The sequence below is a fragment of the Vibrio olivae genome, from assembly GCF_042428525.1.
Lineage (GTDB): Bacteria > Pseudomonadota > Gammaproteobacteria > Enterobacterales > Vibrionaceae > Vibrio > Vibrio olivae.
This window is the reverse complement of record NZ_JBHMEP010000005.1, coordinates 204,081-226,136: the sequence shown is the minus strand read 5'-3', so window position 1 is coordinate 226,136 and position 22,056 is coordinate 204,081. Positions and strand designations below refer to the sequence as shown.

18 protein-coding genes are annotated in these 22,056 nt (G+C 47.4%); 15 read left to right on the top strand and 3 right to left on the bottom strand.

The annotated features are described in order from the left end of the window. The first annotated feature begins 80 nt into the window (after positions 1-80). From ACFFUV_RS16180 to ACFFUV_RS16155, 6 genes are all read left to right on the top strand, one after another. Positions 81-1,877, top strand: coding sequence for a protein-disulfide reductase DsbD (locus ACFFUV_RS16180; protein WP_390194636.1), 1,797 nt, complete (start codon positions 81-83; stop codon positions 1,875-1,877). A 155-nt stretch (positions 1,878-2,032) separates the two neighbouring features. Further along, the gene (locus ACFFUV_RS16175; protein WP_390194634.1) at positions 2,033-2,668 is read left to right on the top strand and encodes a response regulator; all 636 of its coding nucleotides are present in this window, start codon (positions 2,033-2,035) and stop codon (positions 2,666-2,668) included. Between the two features lie 185 nt (positions 2,669-2,853). After that, complete coding sequence (locus ACFFUV_RS16170) at positions 2,854-3,483, top strand: MarC family protein (RefSeq protein ID WP_390194712.1); 630 nt, start codon at positions 2,854-2,856, stop codon at positions 3,481-3,483. Between the two features lie 201 nt (positions 3,484-3,684). Continuing rightward, positions 3,685-3,948, top strand: a complete 264-nt coding sequence (locus ACFFUV_RS16165) for a DUF4212 domain-containing protein (protein WP_390194632.1) — start codon at positions 3,685-3,687, stop codon at positions 3,946-3,948. Between the two features lie 12 nt (positions 3,949-3,960). Then, positions 3,961-5,688, top strand: coding sequence for a sodium:solute symporter family protein (locus ACFFUV_RS16160; RefSeq protein ID WP_390194629.1), 1,728 nt, complete (start codon positions 3,961-3,963; stop codon positions 5,686-5,688). A 98-nt stretch (positions 5,689-5,786) separates the two neighbouring features. Then, on the top strand, positions 5,787-6,269 hold the full coding sequence (locus ACFFUV_RS16155) for a hypothetical protein (RefSeq protein WP_390194627.1): 483 nt from the start codon (positions 5,787-5,789) through the stop codon (positions 6,267-6,269). A 27-nt stretch (positions 6,270-6,296) separates the two neighbouring features. On the opposite strand, the gene ACFFUV_RS16150 is transcribed toward ACFFUV_RS16155, so the two are convergent. Both ACFFUV_RS16150 and ACFFUV_RS16145 read right to left on the bottom strand, forming a co-directional pair. Beyond that, the gene (locus ACFFUV_RS16150; RefSeq protein ID WP_390194625.1) at positions 6,297-9,740 is read right to left on the bottom strand and encodes a hybrid sensor histidine kinase/response regulator; all 3,444 of its coding nucleotides are present in this window, start codon (positions 9,738-9,740) and stop codon (positions 6,297-6,299) included. Between the two features lie 89 nt (positions 9,741-9,829). After that, positions 9,830-11,023 carry a 3-phenylpropionate MFS transporter gene (locus ACFFUV_RS16145; protein WP_390194622.1) on the bottom strand — a complete coding sequence of 398 codons (1,194 nt, stop codon included), beginning with the start codon at positions 11,021-11,023 and terminating at the stop codon, positions 9,830-9,832. A gap of 184 nt (positions 11,024-11,207) precedes the next feature. Here ACFFUV_RS16145 and ACFFUV_RS16140 point away from each other — a divergent pair, with 184 nt between their 5' ends. From ACFFUV_RS16140 to acs, 3 genes are all read left to right on the top strand, one after another. Beyond that, the gene (locus ACFFUV_RS16140; RefSeq protein ID WP_390194619.1) at positions 11,208-13,034 is read left to right on the top strand and encodes a DUF294 nucleotidyltransferase-like domain-containing protein; all 1,827 of its coding nucleotides are present in this window, start codon (positions 11,208-11,210) and stop codon (positions 13,032-13,034) included. A 10-nt stretch (positions 13,035-13,044) separates the two neighbouring features. After that, entirely contained in the window at positions 13,045-13,680 is a 636-nt protein-coding gene (locus ACFFUV_RS16135; RefSeq protein WP_390194617.1) for a 3'-5' exonuclease, read from the top strand. A 206-nt stretch (positions 13,681-13,886) separates the two neighbouring features. Continuing rightward, complete coding sequence (gene acs, locus ACFFUV_RS16130; protein ID WP_390194615.1) at positions 13,887-15,836, top strand: acetate--CoA ligase; 1,950 nt, start codon at positions 13,887-13,889, stop codon at positions 15,834-15,836. Positions 15,837-15,927: 91 nt separating this feature from the next. On the opposite strand, the gene ACFFUV_RS16125 is transcribed toward acs, so the two are convergent. Continuing rightward, complete coding sequence (locus ACFFUV_RS16125; RefSeq protein WP_390194613.1) at positions 15,928-16,713, bottom strand: hypothetical protein; 786 nt, start codon at positions 16,711-16,713, stop codon at positions 15,928-15,930. Positions 16,714-17,172: 459 nt separating this feature from the next. Between ACFFUV_RS16125 and aroQ the strand changes: the two genes are divergently transcribed. The 6 genes from aroQ to fis all read left to right on the top strand — a co-directional run bounded on the left by aroQ (position 17,173) and on the right by fis (position 21,965). After that, the gene (aroQ, locus tag ACFFUV_RS16120; protein ID WP_390194611.1) at positions 17,173-17,625 is read left to right on the top strand and encodes a type II 3-dehydroquinate dehydratase; all 453 of its coding nucleotides are present in this window, start codon (positions 17,173-17,175) and stop codon (positions 17,623-17,625) included. Positions 17,626-17,687: 62 nt separating this feature from the next. After that, entirely contained in the window at positions 17,688-18,146 is a 459-nt protein-coding gene (accB, locus tag ACFFUV_RS16115; protein ID WP_390194609.1) for an acetyl-CoA carboxylase biotin carboxyl carrier protein, read from the top strand. A 14-nt stretch (positions 18,147-18,160) separates the two neighbouring features. Next, positions 18,161-19,504 (top strand): acetyl-CoA carboxylase biotin carboxylase subunit, encoded by a 1,344-nt coding sequence (gene accC, locus ACFFUV_RS16110; RefSeq protein ID WP_390194607.1) that lies wholly within the window; start codon positions 18,161-18,163, stop codon positions 19,502-19,504. Between the two features lie 145 nt (positions 19,505-19,649). Next, entirely contained in the window at positions 19,650-20,537 is an 888-nt protein-coding gene (gene prmA, locus ACFFUV_RS16105) for a 50S ribosomal protein L11 methyltransferase (protein WP_390194605.1), read from the top strand. A 139-nt stretch (positions 20,538-20,676) separates the two neighbouring features. Next, entirely contained in the window at positions 20,677-21,645 is a 969-nt protein-coding gene (gene dusB, locus ACFFUV_RS16100) for a tRNA dihydrouridine synthase DusB (RefSeq protein ID WP_390194604.1), read from the top strand. 23 nt (positions 21,646-21,668) lie between these two features. After that, the gene (gene fis / locus ACFFUV_RS16095) at positions 21,669-21,965 is read left to right on the top strand and encodes a DNA-binding transcriptional regulator Fis (RefSeq protein ID WP_000462885.1); all 297 of its coding nucleotides are present in this window, start codon (positions 21,669-21,671) and stop codon (positions 21,963-21,965) included. The last annotated feature ends 91 nt before the right edge of the window (positions 21,966-22,056 follow it).

Here is a 22,056-nt window from a genome sequence, read left to right as displayed (position 1 = left end):
GTATTGATGAAACTTGTTAGCGATCAAACGGGTCTGATTGAGTTACACTAGCCCACAGAACGTCCAAATTTGATTCCATTATGCAGCGTGTTACCCGTCAAATTTTATTGATATTCATTACTTTATTGGCTTCATGGTCAGCAATTGCTGACTTTAACCCTCCCGCCAGTTCTACGATTAACAGCTTAGGCTCAAGCAGTAATCAATTCGTGACTGTCGATGAAGCGTTTGTCTTCAATGCTTATCAACAAGGTGATCGCGTCTATATCGACTGGCAAATTAAGCCGGGTTATTACCTGTATCAAGAGCGCCTTAATTTTAGCGCTGAAAATGCACAGCTTGGCGAGGTTCAATATCCAGACGGTACGCCCTACCATGACGAATTTTTTGGTGACGTGCACATCTATACAGAACCTTTATTAGCCGAAGTCCCGCTGACTCAAGTGGGCGAAAACGGCCGTCTTTTGATTCAATATCAAGGTTGCGCGCAAGCCGGTTTTTGTTATCCACCAGAAACGCGTGAGCTGGCTTTGATGCCAGTGAAAGAAGTAGGTAGCGCACAACCGTCAGCATCGACATCTCAACCTCAACAACCACAATCCATTTCTACATCACAAACGCCAACTTCCCAACAAAGTGGGCTTGCTCATCAACTTGCGGAGCAATGGTGGACACCCTTGCTGTTTTTACTACTCGGTATCGGCCTCGCTTTTACGCCTTGCGTGCTACCGATGTACCCCATTTTAACCAGTATTGTGCTTGGCAGCGGGAAACTGAGTCATAAGCGTGCTTTAGGCTTAGCGTTTGTCTACGTGCAAGGCATGGCGCTCACTTATACTTTACTCGGCTTAGTTGTCGCGTCAGCAGGGTTACAGTTCCAAGCGGCATTGCAGCACCCATATGTGCTAATCACCTTAAGCGTTTTATTTATTGCTTTGGCATTATCGATGTTTGGCGTGTATACCATCCAACTGCCAAACCGAGTTCAAACTTGGCTTAGCCACTTAAGTAATCAACAGCAAGGCGGCAAATTATGGGGCGTCTTTGCTATGGGCGCGATCTCGGGATTGGTATGCTCCCCGTGCACTACCGCACCACTTTCCGGCGCTCTACTTTACGTCGCACAAAGCGGTGATTTGCTGACCGGAGGGGTTGCACTGTATACGTTAGCACTGGGTATGGGAATTCCACTGATCATCGCGGCGGTGTTTGGTAATAAACTCCTCCCACAAGCCGGTGAATGGATGAATCGAGTAAAAACCTTGTTTGGCTTCATTCTCCTCGCCGCACCGATTTTCTTACTGGAGCGAATCCTCCCTGAAAGCTGGTCTCTCACTTTATGGTCGTTACTGGGTATTGCAGCATTTGGTTGGCTATATCACGCCAAAAACAGCCTCCCCTTTGGTGGCTGGAAACAGAGTGTCGTCGCCATTATTGCAGTATTGGGGTTGGTCGCATCCGCTCAGCCACTAATCAGTTACTGGGTATCAGCGCCAACTCAAGCCACACACACCATTGCTTTCAAGCGAATCAGCACGTTAGATGAACTCAAGCAACAACTCGCCGATGCAAAACAGGCTGGAAAACCGGTGATGTTTGATTTCTACGCGGATTGGTGTGTTGCCTGTAAAGAGTTTGAAAAATACACCTTTCACCAGCCAGACGTTGAAAACAAGCTAAAAGACTTTGTTTTGATTCAAGCTGATGTCACCAAAAGCATGCCCAATGACATTGAGCTAATGACCTACATGAAAGTCCTCGGATTACCCACGATCGAATTCTGGGATAGTCAAGGAAACCATGTTCCAGCAGCTCGCCTAACCGGTTTTGTTAAAGCGCAGCCGTTCCTTTCCCATCTCGAGGCTCACGGTTTATAAACATACGATGCCGGCCATAGCGTTGGCATCGTCATTTATATGCAAATTTACTAATAAAAGTCGATTTAGTTCAGACTTTTAATGGTTCAATATTGTTCATTCGCCTAAAGCTGACAATAATTTCATTAACGATTTAGTTAAAAGAAATTAACGTCATGGATTCCACTTACACCATCATCATCGCAGACGACCATCCTTTGTTTCGTAATGCCCTGTTTCAATCGGTGCATATGGCGATTAGTGGAGCGAATCTTCTTGAAGCGGATTCCCTTGAAGCATTACTTGAATTGTTAAAAAAAGAGCCAGAACCTGACTTATTGCTGCTTGACCTAAAAATGCCTGGCGCCAATGGCATGTCAGGGTTAATTCAATTACGTACCGAGTACCCTGAACTGCCGATCGTGGTTATTTCTGCCAGTGAAGAACCGGCGGTAGTCACTCAAGTCAAACATCATGGCGCATTTGGGTTTATTCCCAAATCCAGTGATATGCGTGAATTGGTCAATGCCCTGCACACCGTGTTAAACGGTGAACCGTTTTTCCCTGAAGGATTGATCATTAACGATCCTAAATGTCAGCAATTGACCGAAAAACTCGCCACGTTAACACCGCAGCAATATAAAGTTCTTGGTATGTTGTCCGATGGCCTACTCAACAAGCAAATCGCGTATGAGCTTAACGTCTCAGAAGCTACCATTAAGGCCCATATGACTGCGATTTTCCGTAAGCTAGATGTAAAAAATCGCACTCAAGCTGTGATTTTACTCCAACAACTGGAAACTCAACTTTAAGCCCTACCCATGCCCCTGAACTGTAGGGGTATTTTGTTGCAATTTTATCCATCTTATCTATTCACACTTAGGACTCCAGACCTGATAAACTATTCAACAATGTCATGTTATTGACTGAATAAACGTCAGCGAGCAATTCATCATACGCGGCGACCAACTCACTTATAGAATCAGGGGATTCGATGTTGTTGAGCGTACTCCTTACTCAGTTTGTTGTGCTTTGGGCGGTCATTGACCCTATCGGCACTGTTCCAGTATTTCTATCACAGACAACGCATTTAGCCGCAAAACAGCGTCGACTGGTGGCGTTAAAAGCCGTCGCCATCTCAACGGGCGTGTTGTTGTTTTTCCTGATCGCAGGTCAGTTTTTACTTGAGGCCATGCAAATCCCGCTTCCTGCTTTCCAAGCCGCAGGAGGTTTAGTTCTATTGCTGTTTGCGTTGACGATGATTTTCGGCGAAAGCAAACCCGGCACAGAAAGCAAGTTATCCAAGGAGCTTAAGCGATCTGAATTAGCCAATTTAGCTGTGTACCCTCTCGCGATCCCATCGATTGCATCTCCTGGCGCAATGATGGCGATTGTGATGCTAACGGATAACCATCGCTATGCCGTGATGGATCAGCTGATGACCGCCGGCATCATGATTCTAGTGCTTCTGATTACCTTATTCTTGCTGTTCGGCGCGAGCAAAATTCATAAACTGATTGGCGACGTTGGCGCAGAAATTATCAGCCGCGTAATGGGTCTTATTTTGGCAGCCGTAGCCGTCAACAATTTGTTGATGGGAATAAAAGATTTTTATTTAGCGGTTTAGATCATGCAAACGACTTAGACCTTTGGCTAAGTTGACGACATATTAACATTCCACTTTCTGAGTTCGACTCACATAAACGCCCGTTAATCGGGCGTTTTTCGTTTTTTACGCCCGACTAAAGTTGAAAAGCGGCATTGCATATCCCTTGCTATTGTATTTCTCGAAACATTTTATTAACAACAAACAACTAAGGAGACGGCAATGGCGTTTGAAAGTCAGGAAAAAGCCAAAGCCTACTGGGAGAAGAACGTGAAGCTAATGGTGACCTTAATGGTTATCTGGTTTGTCGTGTCTTTCGGTTGCGGCATTTTGTTTGTCGATGAGCTTAATCAATTTCAACTTGGCGGATACAAACTCGGATTTTGGTTCGCTCAACAAGGTTCAATCTATGCATTTTTAGCCATTATTTTCTACTACGCGTGGAAAATGCGCCAGATTGACCGCGAATTCAATGTCGATGAGTAAGGAGTCTCAGCAATGGATTTAAAAACCATCACCTATATCGTCGTTGGTGCGACCTTCTTACTCTATATCGGCATTGCGATATGGGCGCGAGCGGGTTCAACCAAAGAGTTCTATGTTGCTGGCGGCGGGGTAAACCCAATCGCTAACGGCATGGCCACCGCTGCAGACTGGATGTCAGCAGCTTCGTTTATTTCCATGGCTGGTCTGATTGCCTTTATGGGGTATGGCGGCTCGGTATTTTTAATGGGCTGGACAGGCGGTTACGTTCTGTTAGCTCTACTCCTTGCGCCTTACTTACGTAAGTTTGGTAAATTCACCGTACCTGAGTTTGTCGGTGAACGCTTCTACTCAAACGCGGCTCGCGTCGTCGCCGTAGCGTGTTTGATCATTGCATCCGTGACTTACGTTATCGGGCAGATGAAAGGCGTCGGTGTCGCGTTTGGTCGCTTCCTCGAAGTGGATTACGCGACAGGCCTTGGCATTGGGATGTGTATCGTCTTTATCTATGCGGTTATGGGCGGCATGAAAGGCATCACTTATACTCAGATTGCTCAATATTGCGTCCTCATTCTTGCTTACACCATTCCAGCAATATTTATCTCTCTGCAACTCACCGGCAACCCTTTACCACAGATTGGCTTGGGAAGCACAATGGCCGGAACCGACCAGTACTTGCTTGATAGGCTCGATCAAGTGGTGACGGAACTCGGGTTTAGTGAATACACCACCCAAGTGCGAGGCGACACGCTCAACATGTTCGCTTATACCATGTCGCTAATGATCGGTACCGCTGGCTTGCCACACGTTATTATTCGGTTCTTCACCGTACCAAAAGTACGTGACGCACGTACCTCTGCGGGCTGGGCACTGTTCTTTATTGCCATTCTTTACACCACCGCGCCAGCTGTTGCGGCAATGGCACGCTTAAACTTGATGGATACCGTCAACCCAACACCAACCACCAACTTGGTGTATGACGAGCGTCCGGACTGGTTCAAGAACTGGGAAAAGACTGGTCTGCTTGGCTTTGAAGACAAAAACGGTGACGGTGCAATTCAATATACGTCGAATGCCGAAACCAATGAGCTTAAAGTTGATCGCGATATCATGGTGTTAGCGAACCCAGAGATTGCCAAATTACCGAACTGGGTGATTGCTTTGGTTGCAGCCGGTGGCCTAGCGGCTGCACTTTCAACTGCCGCAGGTCTGCTACTGGCGATTTCATCGGCGATATCCCATGACTTGATAAAAGGGGTTATCAATCCAAATATCTCGGAGAAAAAAGAGCTGCTCGCCAGTCGAATATCCATGGCGGTTGCGATTGCCGTCGCAGGTTATCTCGGCCTCAATCCACCTGGTTTTGCCGCAGGGACCGTTGCGCTGGCGTTTGGACTTGCTGCCTCATCGATTTTCCCAGCGTTAATGATGGGTATCTTCAGCAAATCTATCAATAAAGAAGGCGCAATAGCGGGGATGATCACAGGTATCAGCATCACACTATTCTATGTATTCCAACACAAAGGGATTCTATTTATCTCAGACTGGACATACTTAGAAAGCTGGGGCAGCAACTGGTTCCTAGGCATTGAGCCAAACGCGTTTGGTGTCGTCGGTGCGGTGTTTAACTTCATCGTTGCATTTTTAGTCTCTCGCGTCACGGCAGAAACACCACAAGAAGTTAAGGATTTGGTTGAGCACGTTCGCGTTCCTGCAGGTGCAGGCGAAGCGCAATCACATTAATACACTACTTAGACCACAAAAGCCCCCACGGGGGCTTTTTTATTCAATCAATTGCTGTAATTTAGCCATCATTAAGCTGTTGTTGTAAGGAGCTAAATATGTTCAAAAATAAGCACTTTATCCTTGCCCTTCTCATTGCTCCCATTCTTTCTATTATTGCGTATATCGGAACTGATCTCGCGGTGAGTGAGAAGCCGAGTAGCGCTGAACCAGGGGAAAGTTACAAATTAGCCAGCCAGTCGAACTGCCGTTACACCAGTGGTTTATGCAACATGGAGAATGGTGACTTTAAATTGAAGTTTCGTAGTGAAGACCTGACTGCCGAACATTTGGTATTGAGCCTCGATTCTCAATTTCCATTACAACACGCCAAGCTATCACTGGTCAGCGATAAACAGCAAGCAGGGCAACCTATCGACATGCAGCCCAATGACGACTCGATGCAGCATTGGCAATTATCCCTTCCAGCACCGAAAACTGACAGTGACTGGTTACGCGTCGTGGTTCAGTCCAACGACACTCTGTACTATGGTGAAACCCAAACCAAGTTTGTCACTTACAAAACCTTACTTGATGAGTAAGGTCTGATTTTTTCGAGCTCGGCAGACTTACGCCTCTGCCGTAGCACGATTGAGTAACGCACGCAGTTTCAATGGTTTAACGGGTTTTGCAATAAAGTGAAAGTGTCGCGTATTGATTTCTGCCAATAGATCATCGGTGCGATCTGCACTAATAATCACCCCAATAAACGGTTCTTCAAGCTCCGCTCGACAGCGCTCCAGTACCTCAATTCCAGTGCGTCCATGGTCCAATCGATAGTCAGAAAGCACCACCTTGGGATGCCAATCATCGTCGATGCATTGCACACTTTCCTCGAGGTCACTGGCCAGCCTAACATCACACCCCCAGCGCGACAGCAGATTTTCCATTCCAACTAAAATATCCGGCTCATTGTCCACGCACAAAACCTTGAGGTGATTGAGATCAAAACTTGGAGCGGGCGCACTGGGTGTTGAGACTGGTGGCTCAATATGATCGACGCGAGGTAACGTAATCGAAAACACGCTTCCCTGCTTTGGCCATGAGCGCATCGTAATGGTGTGGTTAAGCACTCGAGCAATCCCTTTCGAAATCGCTAAACCAAGTCCAAGACCTTGATCGCTTCGCTGCTGGTCGCCGCGATTGAACTCTTCAAAAATCTCTTGCTGCTTGTCGTGCTCAATCCCTAACCCATTATCCCAAACATCGATACGCACCTCGCCATTGACTCGTCTGGCGCCAAGGATGACTTTGCCTTTCGGGTTATAGCGAAAGGCGTTAGTGAGAAAGTTTTGCACCACTCGGCGTAATAACTTCGGATCCGAATAAACCATTAAGGACGAACTGACCATATGGAAATCAATCTCTTGCTCTTTGGCAAGTGCACTGAATTCCGCATTCAGATTAGCCAATACATCTCTAAGGGCAAACTGACTCATGTTGACATCTAACTTGCCAGATTCAAGACGTGAAATATCCAGCAGGTCGCCAATTAAGTCTTCTGCTGCACCAAGCGCACTCTCAATATGGTGGGCCAATGTCTTGGTTTGTTCATTGGGTGCCACTTCGGTAAATGATGAAGAAAAGAGCCGCGCCGCATTCAACGGTTGCATCAAGTCATGGCTAACCGCAGCCAAAAATCGTGACTTAGACTGCGATTCAAATTCCGAACGCCGGTTGGCTTCGACCAGTTGCTTATTCAAAGCTTCGAGTTTCTGGGTACGGTCTTTGACCCGCTCTTCCAAGGTTTCATTAGCTTGTTGTAATGCACGCTCTGCATCTCTGAACACGGTGATATCGGTAAAACTCATCACAAATCCACCGCCAGGCATCGGATTGCCCTGCACCTCGATCACTCGTCCATCAGGGCGTACGCGAGAGGAGGTATGGCGTGTTCCTTGTTCAAGGTGGTAAATACGCCGACGAACGTGATCTTCAGGGTCACCAGGCCCACACAACCCTTGCTGGGCATTGTGACGTATCACATCGGCAATCGGTCGCCCAACCTGAATCAACCCAGGTGGAAAATCAAATAGCTCCAAGTATCGTTGATTCCATGCCACCAAACGCAACTGTTTGTCGACCACCGCAATACCTTGCCCAATGTGTTCAATCGCACCTTGTAATAAGCCACGACTAAAGTCGTATAATTCAGAGGCTTCATCGACAATTGTCGCCACTTCTTCAAGCTGCATATTGCGCCCTTGCAGCGCAGAACTCAGCACCAACTTCGCCGACGAGGCCCCAAACACTCCCGCCAAGACACGCTCGGTATGACGAATCAACGAAGAAGGCGCTTGTTGATTCGGTAATAAGGTATTCCGTTGCTGACTCCAATATTGATTAAACGCCATCCGTACTCGCGAGCGGCCTACAAACCGAGAGGCCAGCATTTCCAATTCACCCACCGTGACCCGATTTTGATATAGGCTGATGTTTTCACCTTCCGGTAAAGGCGTTCCAACAAACGCCGCTGATTGCAACCGCTCACTCAAACTCGAACGCGTGATCAAAGAGACACCAATGTAAAAGATCGCATTGAGCACAACGCTAAACATCATCCCCCAATCTGCACGCTCAATGCCCCATGCGGTCAGCAGTTCAGGTGGCGTAATTACCCACAGTAATGGGTTGGTTTGTTCATCACCCGCTAACATGCCGGTTTGCGACATCAATGTAATCAGCCATACCGCAAACCCAAAACCTAACCCGACATACACGCCTTTACGGTTGCCCAATCGCCAGTACATCCCGCCAAGTAATGCAGGAGCAAATTGAGTGATCGCCGCAAACGATAAAAAGCCGATAGCGGATAACGAATGAATATTGTCGAGCACCTGAAAAAACAGCCAGGCCCCGAGCAAAATCAAGAGAATCAAAGCACGGCGTATCATCAGCAAAAAGCGCGAAAAATGACGATGATTTCGCTGTGATAAACGCATTCGTCTCAATAACAGTGGCATGACCATGTCATTGGAGACCATAATCGCCAACGCAATGGTCGAGACAATCACCATCCCACTCGCAGCAGAGGTGCCGCCTAAAAAAGCCAATAAAGCAATTTCTTCGGCGCCGACGCGCATCGGGACACTAAGGACATAGGTATCACTGCTGACACCGGGCATTAACCCTTGGCCGACCCAAGCAATCGGCAAAACAAACAACCCCATCAACACAAGATACAAAGGAAAAACCCAGCGCGCCGTATGCAGATCTTGAGGACGCTCATTTTCGACAATCATGGTATGAAACTGCCGAGGTAAGCAGACTAAAGCCATCATAGTCAGTGCGGTATGTATCAAGAGCGTTGGAAAATTCGGCGCTTGATAAGTGGCTGGAATGATTTGGTCAAAATGAAAGTTTGACTCTGAAAAACCAATCATCACAATAAACCCACCGACGGTTAAGAACGCAACCAATTTCACGATCGATTCAAAGGCGATGGCCATCATCATGCCGCGGTGATGTTCGGTGTTATCAATATGGCGAGTACCAAATAAGATGGTAAATACCGCCAGCGCCGCAACCACAAACAGAGAGACATCAACTCCATCGGTGCCCACTCGCTGAGTAAAGTCGGGAGCAATCACGTTAAGCCCCATCGAAATCCCCCGCAATTGCAAGGCGATATAAGGCAAAATACCAATGACGGCGATGAAAGTAATCACCACCGCCAAGCCTTGAGATTTCCCGTAGCGAGCGGCAATGAAATCCGCAATCGATGTAATATGCTCGCGCTTGGCGATCAAGATTAAACGCGCCAACACTCGCCAGCCTAAAGTGAAGACAATGATCGGCGCAAGATAGATAGGTAGAAATGACCAAGGGTTAGTGCTGGCTTGTCCCACCGTGCCAAAGAAAGTCCATGACGTGCAATAAACCGCAATCGATAAACTGTACATCCAAGGCCGCCAATGTGCGAGCCAACCTTTACGTTTATCACCATACCAAGCGATGAGAAACAGCACCCCAAGGTAGATAATCGAAACCGGAATGACGAACCATCCTTGCATTGAACATCCTCTGTTTTGGCATAAAAAAACTCCCGACAAGGGGAGTTTTCATTTAACAAAGGAGCTCGAATAAACTCAACGTAGCAAGGCTAATTCTGTGCTTCAACCTTCGCTTTAATCTGAGTATCCGTGACCGGTGACGAGGTTTTTGTCGGCGTGACCTTAATAAATAACGCCACCACGCCCATCGCAGCCATGGCCCAAAAGACGTTCGCGCCCCAATGCTCGTATCCCCAACCGCTGAAAGTGGTCATCAAGGCAGTAAAAGCACCAAGTGCAATGGCATTATACAGGGCTTGTAATGCCACCATACGGCTCGGTTGTGACTTTTGAATATATTGAATCGCGGCCACATGGGATAGCGCAAAGGTAATCCCATGCAACAGTTGTATCACCACCAGCGCAGCGAGGAAGGTGGTTGACGCGGTTAAACCCCAACGCATAATCACTCCGCAGGCAGCGATCAAAAATAGAGTCCGTAATGACAGCCCGATAAACAGCCGTTTACTCATAGCAAAAATAAACACTTCCGCTGCCACACCCAAGCTCCATAGATAACCAATAATATCTTCTGAATATCCCGCCTGCTTCCAATAAATGGTGCTAAAGCCATAATACGCCGCATGGCTACCTTGAATCAGGGCCGCCAGAGCCAAAAATTTCACGACCTCACTATCGCGCAGCAATTCGGTCAATTTTGGACGCGGCACCTTAGAGTCTTGCTCGGTCACTGGCATCGGGTTGGTTGCGCGCAATGAAAATAAAACCGCAACAGTAAACCCTGCCAGAGCGGTGAATAAAATCATATCAGTGCCAAAATGCGTGACGAGGAAACCGACAACAGTTGAACCCGCAATAAACGCCACAGACCCCCACAACCGGGCTCGCCCATAATCCAACAGTTTTAGGCGATTGTAATAATTGGCGACCGAGTCAGAGAGCGGCAAAATAGGGCCACAGCAAATATTAAACAGCACCGTGGCGAGCGCCATTAACCAAAAACTTCCGCCAGTAAAAAAGTGAAAACCAATAAAAAGTAGACCAGCAAATGTGATGAGTCGTAGCGCAGGCATTAACTGTTCTGCGCGATGCACACGCGGCGTCAACACTAAGTTCGCCACACAGCGCGTAGCCAAGCCAATTCCTACTAATAAACCGATGTCTGTCGGCGAGACTCCCTGCCCTTCAAACCACAACGCCCAAAATGGCAAGTACACACCATAAGCAAAGAAGAAACCTAATAAATACTGGGAGATCCAGCCATAGGGAGAGGGCTTAAACATTCACGATCCTTGATTAAAATAACGATGAAAACGCGGGCTATTATCTACTGGAAGTGTCTCTTGAAAAAGGGAATTATCAGACAAACAGCGTTTCCCATTTTGCACCAGTACGACCAAAGTCGTCTGGAGCTTAGACAAAGATTTGCCACACTAAAACAACTTAAGGGATCTATGAGTCACACGAATGCCGGACAAATTCAACACCCAATCACCGCCTTTTGACCGATTAAGCGAACCACAACAGAAAAAATTACGCGCATCGCTAGATGTCGCTTACTTTCGCCAACGGGAAAAAATTCTGCAAACAGGGGCGGAAAGTCGTCATTTGCATGTCGTGATTAAAGGTGCGGTTGAAGAACGTTCTGCTGATGGCCACGAAGTGTACGCTCACTATGCGAATGATGATTTATTTGATGTTCGCTCGCTATTTGAAGGCAGCTGCAAACATCACTATGTGGCCTTGGAGGACACCCTAACTTACCAGTTGCCAAAAGAACTCTTTCTCGAGCTCTATAATGAAAATGGGGAATTTGCGGCGTACTTTGATAATAACCTCGCGAAACGCCAAGCTTTGCTTGATGCTGCCCATCAGCAACAAAACTTAGCCGAATTCATCCTGACCAAAGTCACTGACGACATCTATCATCCACCACTTATTTTGGAACCCAATCAACCGTTAAAGGCCGTTACTCAAATCCTTAAAGACAATGGTCGCGACGCGGCGTTGATTCAACTCAGTGCGCATAACCCAAGACTCAACAAGGCGCTTAGCCCTCTTCCATACGCGATTGTCACCCGAACCAATCTGCTTCACGCAGTGATGCTAGAAGGGGTCGACCTTGACGCACCAGTGCATCAAGTCGCTTCATACCCTGTGTTTCATGTTGAACGCGATGACTTCCTGTTTAATGCCATGATCACCATGACGCGCCACCGCATGAAACGGCTTATGGTTTGCGATGGAAAACAAGCCATTGGCATGCTGGATATGACGCAAATCCTCAGCGCCTTTTCCACCCATTCTCATGTCCTGACATTGAGCATTGCTCGAGCGTCGTCGATTGAAGAGTTAGCCCTGGCGTCAAATCGGCAACGTAATCTGGTTGAAGTCTTACTCCGAAACGGCATTCGAACCCGTTTTATTATGGAGCTAATTTCTGCCGTCAACGAACACATCATCGAAAAAGCGTTTGAATTGGTCGTGCCCCCAGCGCTGCATGATCACTGCTGCCTTCTGGTACTTGGCTCCGAAGGACGCGGTGAACAAGTACTGAAAACCGATCAAGACAACGCACTGATTATCAAAGATGGTTTGGAGTGGCATCAGTGTGAAAGCGTGATGCAGACACTAACTCATACTCTGCAACAGCTGGGGTATCCGCTGTGCCCGGGCAACGTGATGGTCAACAATCGCAAATGGGTGAAGAACCAAACCGACTGGAAGCAGACAATTAGCCGTTGGGTGGAACAAGCCCAGCCCGAAGAGATGCTCGATCTCGCGATCATGGCCGATGCCACCGCCGTGGCAGGAAACCGAGCCCTGCTCAAGCCCGTCAGTTTACACCTGTCGTCACTCATGGCGAACCGCATGTTGGTGTTGCAAACCTTCACTCAACCTGCATTGCAATTTTCAACACCGCTCACTCTGTTCGGCAACGTCAAAGACGACAAACAAGGACTTGATGTTAAAAGTGGGGGAATTTTTCCAATTGTGCATGGAATTCGTGCCTTAGCTCTTGAATACGCCCTCATACCCAAAAACACCTTTGACCGTATCGATGCCTTACACCATAAGCAGATTCTCGATGAAGAAACTGCCGATAACCTCACCGAAGCACTTAAGCTCTTTTTTAAGTTACGCCTGACCCAACAGTTAAGCCAGCAACATTCTCACAACCGTATTGATCTCAAGCAGCTTGAGCGCTCGGAGCGAGATCTGCTGCGCCATGCTTTTCACGTGGTTAAAAAATTCAAGCAGCTGCTTGCTCACCACTTTCAAATTCGCGATTAAAGAGAGATAGATGAACTGGCTGGCAAGGAAATATTGGCATTACAAGCTGCGAGGTTCTCCTTATCAGGCGCTGTTTTCCGGCGTGACGGCTGGTCAATTTGTCTCTGTCGATTGTGAAACCACCAGCCTTGATCCCAAGCGAGCTGAACTGGTGACCATCGCTGCCACCAAAATCATCGATAATCGCATCATCACCAGTGCGCCATTTGAGGTGCACTTACGAGCCCCGCAATCTCTCGATTCCGGGTCGGTAAAAATCCATCGAATTCGTCATCAAGATCTTGCTGATGGCCTTGATGAAAAAACCGCGCTTCTCAAACTCATTGCCTTTATTGGCCAGTGCCCACTCGTTGGTTATCACATTCGCTACGACAAAAAAATTCTCGACCTCGCGTGCCTGCGTCATTTGGGGTTTCCATTACCCAACCCCGTGATTGAAGTGAGCCAAATCTACCACGACAAATTGGAAAAACACCTGCCTAATGCCTATTTTGACCTTAGCTTAGAAGCCATTTGTCGCCATCTCGACTTGCCGATGCAAGAAGATAAACATGATGCTTTAGAGGATGCCATCGCTGCCGCGATGGTGTTTGTGCGCCTAACCAAAGGCGACTTACCTAATTTTAATGTCCCAAATTCTTCGTAATTCGACCCAAGCGAACCACCAAAATGAGAGCAGTTTCACCCAATTCACTTTTTCTCCATCTCCTTAATCCTAAAGTCTAATTGTCGAATCACGGCCGGTAGATGACAGTTATAGGCACACCCTTCGCAGAGCAAGTGATGACAAGTAACAACAATTTCAACTTTGCCAGACGAATGAGCACTTGCTGAATTCACAAGGAGACAACCATGAGTGAAGCCCATATCTATCCGGTTCAAGATAATATTAAAGCCAATACACACGCGGATAACGACACTTATCAGAACATGTATCAGCAATCCGTCAGTGATCCTGAAGGCTTTTGGAGTGAACACGGTAAGATCGTTGACTGGATTAAACCCTTCTCTAAAGTGAAACATACCTCGTTTGATACTGGGCATGTGGATATTCGTTGGTTTGAAGATGGCACACTCAATGTCTCCGCCAACTGCATCGACCGCCATCTGTCCTCGAGAGGGGATGAAGTCGCGATTATTTGGGAAGGCGATGATCCTGCCGAAGACAAAACGCTCACGTTTAAGCAACTGCATCAGCAAGTATGTCGCTTCTCTAATGCTCTCAAACAGCAAGGGGTCAAAAAGGGCGACGTGGTGTGCCTCTATATGCCAATGGTCCCGGAAGCCGCGGTTGCCATGCTGGCTTGTACGCGTATTGGCGCCGTTCACACCGTGGTGTTTGGGGGCTTTTCACCCGATGCGCTTGCTGGGCGTATTATCGACTCCAATGCAAAATTAGTGATCACCGCAGATGAAGGAGTTCGCGGTGGACGCGCGGTCCCTTTAAAGAAAAATGTCGATCAAGCACTTACCAATCCTGACGTCAGTGATAACACCAAAGTCGTGGTGCTCAAGCGCACAGGCGGTGACGTCGCTTGGCATGGCGAACGTGATGTCTGGTGGCATGAAGCTACTGCTGCGGTATCGGATGACTGTCCACCCGAAGAAATGAACGCAGAAGACCCTCTTTTTATCCTTTATACCTCAGGGTCAACTGGCAAGCCTAAGGGAGTACTTCACACCACTGGCGGCTATCTGGTATACGCGACAATGACGTTCAAATACGTTTTTGACTACCAACCGGGAGAGACTTTCTGGTGTACAGCCGATGTGGGTTGGATTACGGGCCACACTTACTTAGTTTATGGTCCTCTCGCCAATGGCGCTAAAACCATTCTGTTTGAAGGCGTCCCCAACTATCCAAACACCAGCCGCATGAGTGAGGTGGTCGATAAGCATCAAGTCAATATCCTCTATACTGCGCCCACGGCAATTCGTGCGTTAATGGCTAAAGGGGACGAAGCCATCAAAGGTACAAACCGCAGTAGCCTGCGCATCATGGGGTCTGTGGGTGAACCGATCAACCCAGAAGCATGGGAGTGGTATTACAAAACCATCGGTAACAGCCAATCACCGATTGTCGATACCTGGTGGCAAACCGAAACGGGCGGTATTTTGATTACGCCGCTACCAGGCGCAACAGCGCTCAAACCAGGTTCCGCGACTCGGCCTTTCTTTGGCGTTCAACCGGCGCTGGTTGATAACGTAGGTAATGTCATTGAAGGTGCAACCGAAGGTAACTTAGTGATTCTAGACTCTTGGCCGGGACAAATGCGTACGGTGTATGGTGATCATGACCGCTTCGAACAAACCTACTTCTCAACCTTCAAAGGTATGTATTTTACCGGTGATGGTGCACGCCGAGATGAAGATGGCTACTACTGGATTACCGGACGCGTCGATGATGTCTTGAACGTTTCAGGACACCGCATGGGAACAGCAGAAATAGAATCGGCTTTAGTGGCTCACGATAAAATCGCTGAAGCAGCGATTGTCGGCATTCCACACGATATCAAAGGCCAAGCCATTTATGCTTATATCACCTTGATCGACGGTGAAGTGCCGAGTGCCGAGCTGCACAAAGAAGTGAAAGATTGGGTGCGTAAAGAAATTGGCCCCATCGCGACACCCGATGTCTTGCACTGGACCGATTCACTGCCTAAAACACGCTCAGGCAAAATTATGCGTCGCATTTTACGTAAAATTGCGACGGGCGATACCAGTAATTTAGGTGATACTTCGACCCTTGCGGATCCGAGTGTGGTCGACAAGCTCATTGCCGAGCAAGCCGAACTTTGCTAACCACTCGAATCAACCAACTTTGAACGCGCCAGTATCGAGCTAGCTGGCGCAATCACTGATAGAAAAGGCACCAACGGGTGCTTTTTCTATTTTAATCAAACTGATAGGTATAAGAAGCGACAATACGCTTATCCGCATCATCGAGATAAGTATTGTTGTCTTGCATAAACACAAATGCGTTCATCGAATTATTTTTGTTGAAACGGTAGCCACCACCTAAGCCACCAAAGGCCCCTTTGTAATTCTCACCCTCTTCGTTTTTTGAACCATAAGACCCTGCAGCAAATGCAATTAACGTCAATTGAGGCGTTAACGATTTCAGGCTGAACGCGCCAACATAGGCACTGTGACTACCAGAACTGACCGTGGTAAACCCGTTTTCAGGCGACGGCATTCCGATAAAAGAGTCATCACTGCACTTGGCATCAGACGCTCCAGAACAATCTAGGTACTCCCCATCATTGTAGGTGTAGCCCGCCATCGGAAAAATTTGAAAACCTGCAGGTTCAAATCCAAAGTAACTCAGTGGCATGAAGGTACCGACACTATAGTTGGTCTGCGTCGCGCCATTCGAGTACTCGTTCTTACCAAAGTTAAAATTCACAATGCCGACAGGGAACAACCATGAGCCGCCAATTCGCCATTCATGGGCATCTTCGTTGACTCGAGCATTCAGTTTACGGGCCTCATCAATGGCCAACGATCCAGAGAACGCCACGTTGCTATCGTCAAAATCAAAATTGTTTGCGTAAGAGATACCAACTTTGGTGATCACTTTGGTCGGGTCATCGTCCAACTTTTCCTGATTGGATTTCACCTCACCTTGAGCACAAGCCAGCATTGGAATAAAGAGTGTTGCCAATAGTGTTTTTTTCATAATATGAATCCTTATGATTGTAGCCACCATCGATCGCATAACGCTTCGATGCCTCACTATGTGGCCAACGAACAAAAAATGGTCGCACAATATATAGGGGTTTATACCGCGAATAAAGCGCTATAAATTTCCGTCATCGGCTTGAATTAAGAACGTGTCTGTGTCGCTATTTCGCATTCAAATGAATGAACACCCAATCATCGAAAGAATGAACGTGAAGTGCCGACTTCAATTTCCGAACCCAGTTCAAAGATCAGAAAATTGATTTACCAAAAATAGGGAACATTGGGGAAGAAAGCAGGTCATTAGACCAGTAAATTGCTGCGATTTGCCGTGAATTAGCTATAATCTTATTCAATTTCTAAAAATCGGTACTTTTTTCATTTAAAACTGATGCTGATTTGATAAAAATGTGGGAATATCGGTAATTAACTCACAATAAGGGAAGATAGCTGCAATATGTCTACAAAGTTAAGCATTCTAATTCTAAACGGGCCAAACCTTAACCTTTTAGGATTACGCGAACCAGGCCACTATGGAAAACAGACCTTAGACTCAATTGTAGAGACCCTATCTTCGCAAGCCAAGCAAGCCGGCATAGAGCTCGAACATCTTCAGTCTAATCGTGAATACGAGTTGATTGAAGCCATTCACGCCGCTCACGGAAAGGTCGATTTTATCATCATCAACCCTGCCGCATTTACTCATACAAGCGTAGCACTTCGCGACGCTTTACTTGGCGTGTCGATCCCATTTATTGAAGTGCACTTATCGAACGTCCACGCTCGCGAACCATTTCGCCACCACTCCTACCTATCTGATAAAGCGGAAGGGGTGATTTGCGGATTAGGGGCGCAAGGTTACGAATTCGCTTTAACTGCCGCCATTACTAAATTGACGCAGTCGAAGTAAACACAGACACTCCCAGCCCTTCTTGGGGCTGTCTTACTCACAAGATAAAAGAGAAAGAAAAGATGGATATCCGTAAAATTAAAAAGCTTATCGAATTAGTTGAAGAGTCTGGCATTGCTGAGCTAGAAATCTCCGAAGGTGAAGAATCGGTACGCATTAGCCGTAATGGCGTTCCTGCTCCAGCAGCACCGATTCAATACGCTGCGGCTCCAGCGCCTGCTGCACCAGCGGCGGCACCAGCAGCACCCGTAGCAGAAGCGGCACCAGCAGCCCCTGCCGCACCGGCGGGTCACCAAGTTCTTTCTCCAATGGTTGGTACGTTCTACCGTGCGTCTAGCCCTGATGCAAAACCATTCATCGAAGTTGGTCAATCAATCCAAGCTGGCGACACGCTCTGCATTGTTGAAGCAATGAAAATGATGAACCAAATCGAAGCAGACAAATCTGGTGTGATTACTGCCATCCTAGTTGAAGACGGCCAACCAGTTGAATTCGACCAACCACTCGTTGTTATCGAATAAGCGGGGCTCGCCTTATGCTAGATAAAGTAGTCATCGCGAACCGAGGTGAAATCGCACTTCGTATCCTTCGCGCTTGTAAAGAACTCGGAATCAAAACCGTAGCTGTCCACTCAACCGCTGACCGCGATTTAAAACACGTATTGCTTGCAGATGAATCTATCTGTATCGGTCCAGCACGCGGTATCGACAGCTACCTAAATATTCCTCGTATTATTTCAGCAGCAGAAGTAACGGGCGCGGTGGCCATCCACCCAGGTTACGGCTTCCTGTCTGAAAACGCTGATTTTGCAGAACAAGTTGAGCAGAGTGGCTTCATCTTTGTTGGACCAAAAGCGGAAACCATTCGCATCATGGGCGACAAAGTCGCGGCCATCAATGCGATGAAGAAAGCGGGTGTTCCTTGTGTACCAGGCTCTGACGGTCCTTTGGATGACGATGATGCCAAAAACAAAGCGCACGCAAAACGCATTGGTTACCCAGTCATCATCAAGGCGTCTGGCGGCGGCGGTGGTCGTGGTATGCGTGTGGTACGCGCTGAGAAAGATCTGATCCAAGCGATTGCCATGACCCGCGCAGAAGCAAAAGCAGCGTTCAACAACGACATGGTTTACATGGAGAAATTCCTAGAAAACCCTCGCCACGTTGAAGTTCAGGTTATTGCTGATGGTCAAGGCGGCGCAATCCATCTTGGTGAACGTGACTGCTCAATGCAACGCCGTCACCAAAAAGTGGTTGAAGAAGCTCCTGCACCAGGCATTACTGAAGAAATGCGTAAATACATCGGTGAACGTTGTACTCGTGCATGTCTTGAAATTAACTACCGCGGTGCCGGTACCTTTGAATTCTTGTACGAAAACGGCGAGTTCTACTTCATTGAGATGAACACCCGTATTCAGGTAGAGCACCCAGTAACGGAAATGGTGACAGGTGTCGACCTTATCAAAGAGCAGCTGCGTGTTGCGGCAGGTCAACCGCTGTCTTTCACTCAAGACGATATCAAGATTCGCGGCCATGCCGTTGAGTGTCGTATTAACGCGGAAGATCCAGAACGTTTCCTTCCTTGCCCTGGTAAGATCGAACGTTTCCACTCACCAGGTGGCATGGGCGTTCGTTGGGAATCGCACATCTACTCTGGCTACAGTGTACCGCCACACTACGATTCAATGATTGGTAAGCTTATCACTTACGGTGAAAACCGTGATGTAGCAATTGCTCGTATGCGCAATGCGCTGGGTGAAATGATCATTGAAGGCATCAAAACCAACATTCCTCTTCAGGAAGAGATCATGAAAGATGAAAACTTCCAACACGGTGGCACCAACATCCACTATCTAGAGAAGAAGCTGGGTTTACAATAAGCCTGATTCGCAAAATACCGCGAATTACTCATTTCTTAATGCCCACTTCGGTGGGCATTTTTTATTTGCGCGCGATATAAGCTCAAACTCACCGGTGAGTTCTGCTACACTTTGCGCCAATTCAATCATTGAAAGAGCAAATGCTATGCCTTGGATTCAAATCAAGCTCAATGCCACCAACCAAAACGCCGAACAGATCGGTGATATGTTGATGGAAGAAACCGGAGCACTTTCCGTGACGTTTCTCGACGCTCATGACACGCCTGTATTTGAACCGCTTCCGGGAGAAACCCGCCTGTGGGGAGATACCGACATCCTGGCGCTGTATGACGCCGAATGCGATAGCAATTGGGTTATCGAGCAAATTAAAACCAGCCACATGTTAGCCCAAGACTTTGCCTATAAAGTGGAGCAACTTGAAGACAAAGACTGGGAACGCGAGTGGATGGATAACTTCCACCCAATGAAATTCGGCGACCGTCTATGGATTTGCCCGAGCTGGCGCGATATTCCAGAGCCAGATGCGATCAATGTTATGCTTGACCCCGGCCTCGCCTTTGGCACTGGTACCCACCCAACGACAGCGCTATGTCTAGAATGGTTAGAAGGTCTCGACCTTGCTGGTAAGACCGTCATCGACTTTGGCTGTGGTTCCGGAATTTTGGCGATTGCTGCAATCAAACTCGGCGCTGAGCGCGTGATTGGTATCGACATTGATCCACAAGCATTGCAAGCATCTAAAGACAATGCTGAACGTAACGGAGTTGCTGATCAGCTCAACGTCTTCCTGCCTCAAGACCAGCCGCAAGACCTGGTCGCAGATGTCGTCGTCGCCAACATTTTGGCCGGGCCTTTGCGTGAGCTTTCACCCGTTATCAGCGGATTAGTGAAACCAAATGGTGTCCTTGCCATGTCGGGAGTTTTAGATACTCAAGCGCAAGATGTCGCGAGTTACTACCAAGAACAATTCTCATTAGATGTAATTAAAGAGCAAAATGAGTGGTGCCGAATCTCTGGCGCGAAGCGAGATTAAACAAGAGTTTGCGCGTTAATTGTTTGAAAAACATACAGTTTACAAAAACAAATTGTAAATGCTCAAATAATAGTCTTTTCACGCACCGAAAAAATGCGTAAAATGCGCGCCCTTACTGCTACACAACTGTGATGACGTTTTGAAAATCGGAAATTACCAACTTAACAACAATCTGATCGTTGCTCCCATGGCGGGTGTCACCGATAGACCGTTTAGAGAGTTGTGTCTTCGATATGGTGCAGGTATGGCGGTCAGTGAAATGATGTCGTCAAATCCCAAACTATGGAAAACGTCAAAGTCAAAACAGCGCATGGTACATGAAGGCGAATCGGGCATTCGCTCTGTACAAATTGCCGGTTCTGATCCGCAGTTGATGGCAGAGGCAGCGCAATTCAGCGTTGAAAACGGTGCGCAAATCATCGACATAAACATGGGTTGCCCTGCTAAAAAAGTGAACAAGAAGCTAGCCGGCTCTGCGCTGCTGAAGTTTCCAGAATTAATCGAAGATATTCTGAAAACCGTGGTGGAGGCAGTCGATGTTCCCGTAACATTGAAAACCCGCACTGGCTGGGACACAGACAATAAAAACTGTGTTCATATCGCTAAATTAGCCGAAGACTGCGGCATTCAAGCTCTTGCTCTGCATGGCAGAACAAAAGCGTGTATGTACAAAGGTGAGGCCGAATACGACAGCATTAAAGCGGTCAAGCAAGCCATTTCAATTCCGGTTATCGCTAACGGTGATATCGATAGCCCAGAAAAGGCAAAGCAGGTTCTAGAGTACACTGGTGCCGACGCTTTAATGATTGGTCGTCCTGCCCAAGGACGTCCGTGGATTTTTCAAGAAATCCACCACTATTTGGAAAACGGCACCACGATGCCTGAACTTCCAGTTGCGGAAGTGAAAGACATCCTGCTTGGTCATGTTCATGCTCTTCATCAATTTTATGGAGAGTTCTTAGGCCCTCGCATCGCTCGTAAGCATGTGGGTTGGTACCTAAAAGAACACGAACAAGCGAGTGAGTTTCGCCGTACCTTCAACGCTCTCGAAGCTGCGAATGAGCAACTCGAGGTGTTGGAAGGTTATTTTGATAACGTTGCATCATAATTAAGAGAAGAGCTAGACCGAATATGTTCGAACAAAATCTGACTTCAGAAGCATTAACAGTAACGACAGTAACGTCACAAGATCAAATTACGCAGAAGCCTTTACGTGACTCTGTTAAAGCATCTCTTAAAAACTACTTGGCACAATTGAATGGCCAAGAAGTTACAGAGCTATATGAGCTAGTTCTCGCTGAAGTTGAACAGCCACTACTAGATACCATCATGCAATACACTCGCGGTAACCAAACTCGCGCAGCAACGATGATGGGCATCAACCGCGGTACTCTTCGCAAGAAACTTAAAAAATACGGCATGAACTAATTCAATTAGTTAAGTCATTGATTCAAAAGCCACTGCTCTTCCGAGTTAGTGGCTTTTTTCATTTTATGTGCCCCGATATGTACCCTAAAAA

Excerpts from the sequence above, each read along its gene's own strand:
- ACFFUV_RS16180 (WP_390194636.1), top strand. The coding sequence starts at position 81 with ATGCAGCGTGTTACCCGTCAAATTTTATTGATATTCATTACTTTATTG.
- ACFFUV_RS16175 (WP_390194634.1), top strand. The coding sequence starts at position 2,033 with ATGGATTCCACTTACACCATCATCATCGCAGACGACCATCCTTTGTTT.
- ACFFUV_RS16165 (WP_390194632.1), top strand. The coding sequence starts at position 3,685 with ATGGCGTTTGAAAGTCAGGAAAAAGCCAAAGCCTACTGGGAGAAGAAC.
- ACFFUV_RS16160 (WP_390194629.1), top strand. The coding sequence starts at position 3,961 with ATGGATTTAAAAACCATCACCTATATCGTCGTTGGTGCGACCTTCTTA.
- ACFFUV_RS16155 (WP_390194627.1), top strand. The coding sequence starts at position 5,787 with ATGTTCAAAAATAAGCACTTTATCCTTGCCCTTCTCATTGCTCCCATT.
- ACFFUV_RS16150 (WP_390194625.1), bottom strand. The coding sequence starts at position 9,740 with ATGCAAGGATGGTTCGTCATTCCGGTTTCGATTATCTACCTTGGGGTG.
- ACFFUV_RS16145 (WP_390194622.1), bottom strand. The coding sequence starts at position 11,023 with ATGTTTAAGCCCTCTCCCTATGGCTGGATCTCCCAGTATTTATTAGGT.
- ACFFUV_RS16140 (WP_390194619.1), top strand. The coding sequence starts at position 11,208 with ATGCCGGACAAATTCAACACCCAATCACCGCCTTTTGACCGATTAAGC.
- ACFFUV_RS16135 (WP_390194617.1), top strand. The coding sequence starts at position 13,045 with ATGAACTGGCTGGCAAGGAAATATTGGCATTACAAGCTGCGAGGTTCT.
- acs (WP_390194615.1), top strand. The coding sequence starts at position 13,887 with ATGAGTGAAGCCCATATCTATCCGGTTCAAGATAATATTAAAGCCAAT.
- ACFFUV_RS16125 (WP_390194613.1), bottom strand. The coding sequence starts at position 16,713 with ATGAAAAAAACACTATTGGCAACACTCTTTATTCCAATGCTGGCTTGT.
- aroQ (WP_390194611.1), top strand. The coding sequence starts at position 17,173 with ATGTCTACAAAGTTAAGCATTCTAATTCTAAACGGGCCAAACCTTAAC.
- accB (WP_390194609.1), top strand. The coding sequence starts at position 17,688 with ATGGATATCCGTAAAATTAAAAAGCTTATCGAATTAGTTGAAGAGTCT.
- accC (WP_390194607.1), top strand. The coding sequence starts at position 18,161 with ATGCTAGATAAAGTAGTCATCGCGAACCGAGGTGAAATCGCACTTCGT.
- prmA (WP_390194605.1), top strand. The coding sequence starts at position 19,650 with ATGCCTTGGATTCAAATCAAGCTCAATGCCACCAACCAAAACGCCGAA.
- fis (WP_000462885.1), top strand. The coding sequence starts at position 21,669 with ATGTTCGAACAAAATCTGACTTCAGAAGCATTAACAGTAACGACAGTA.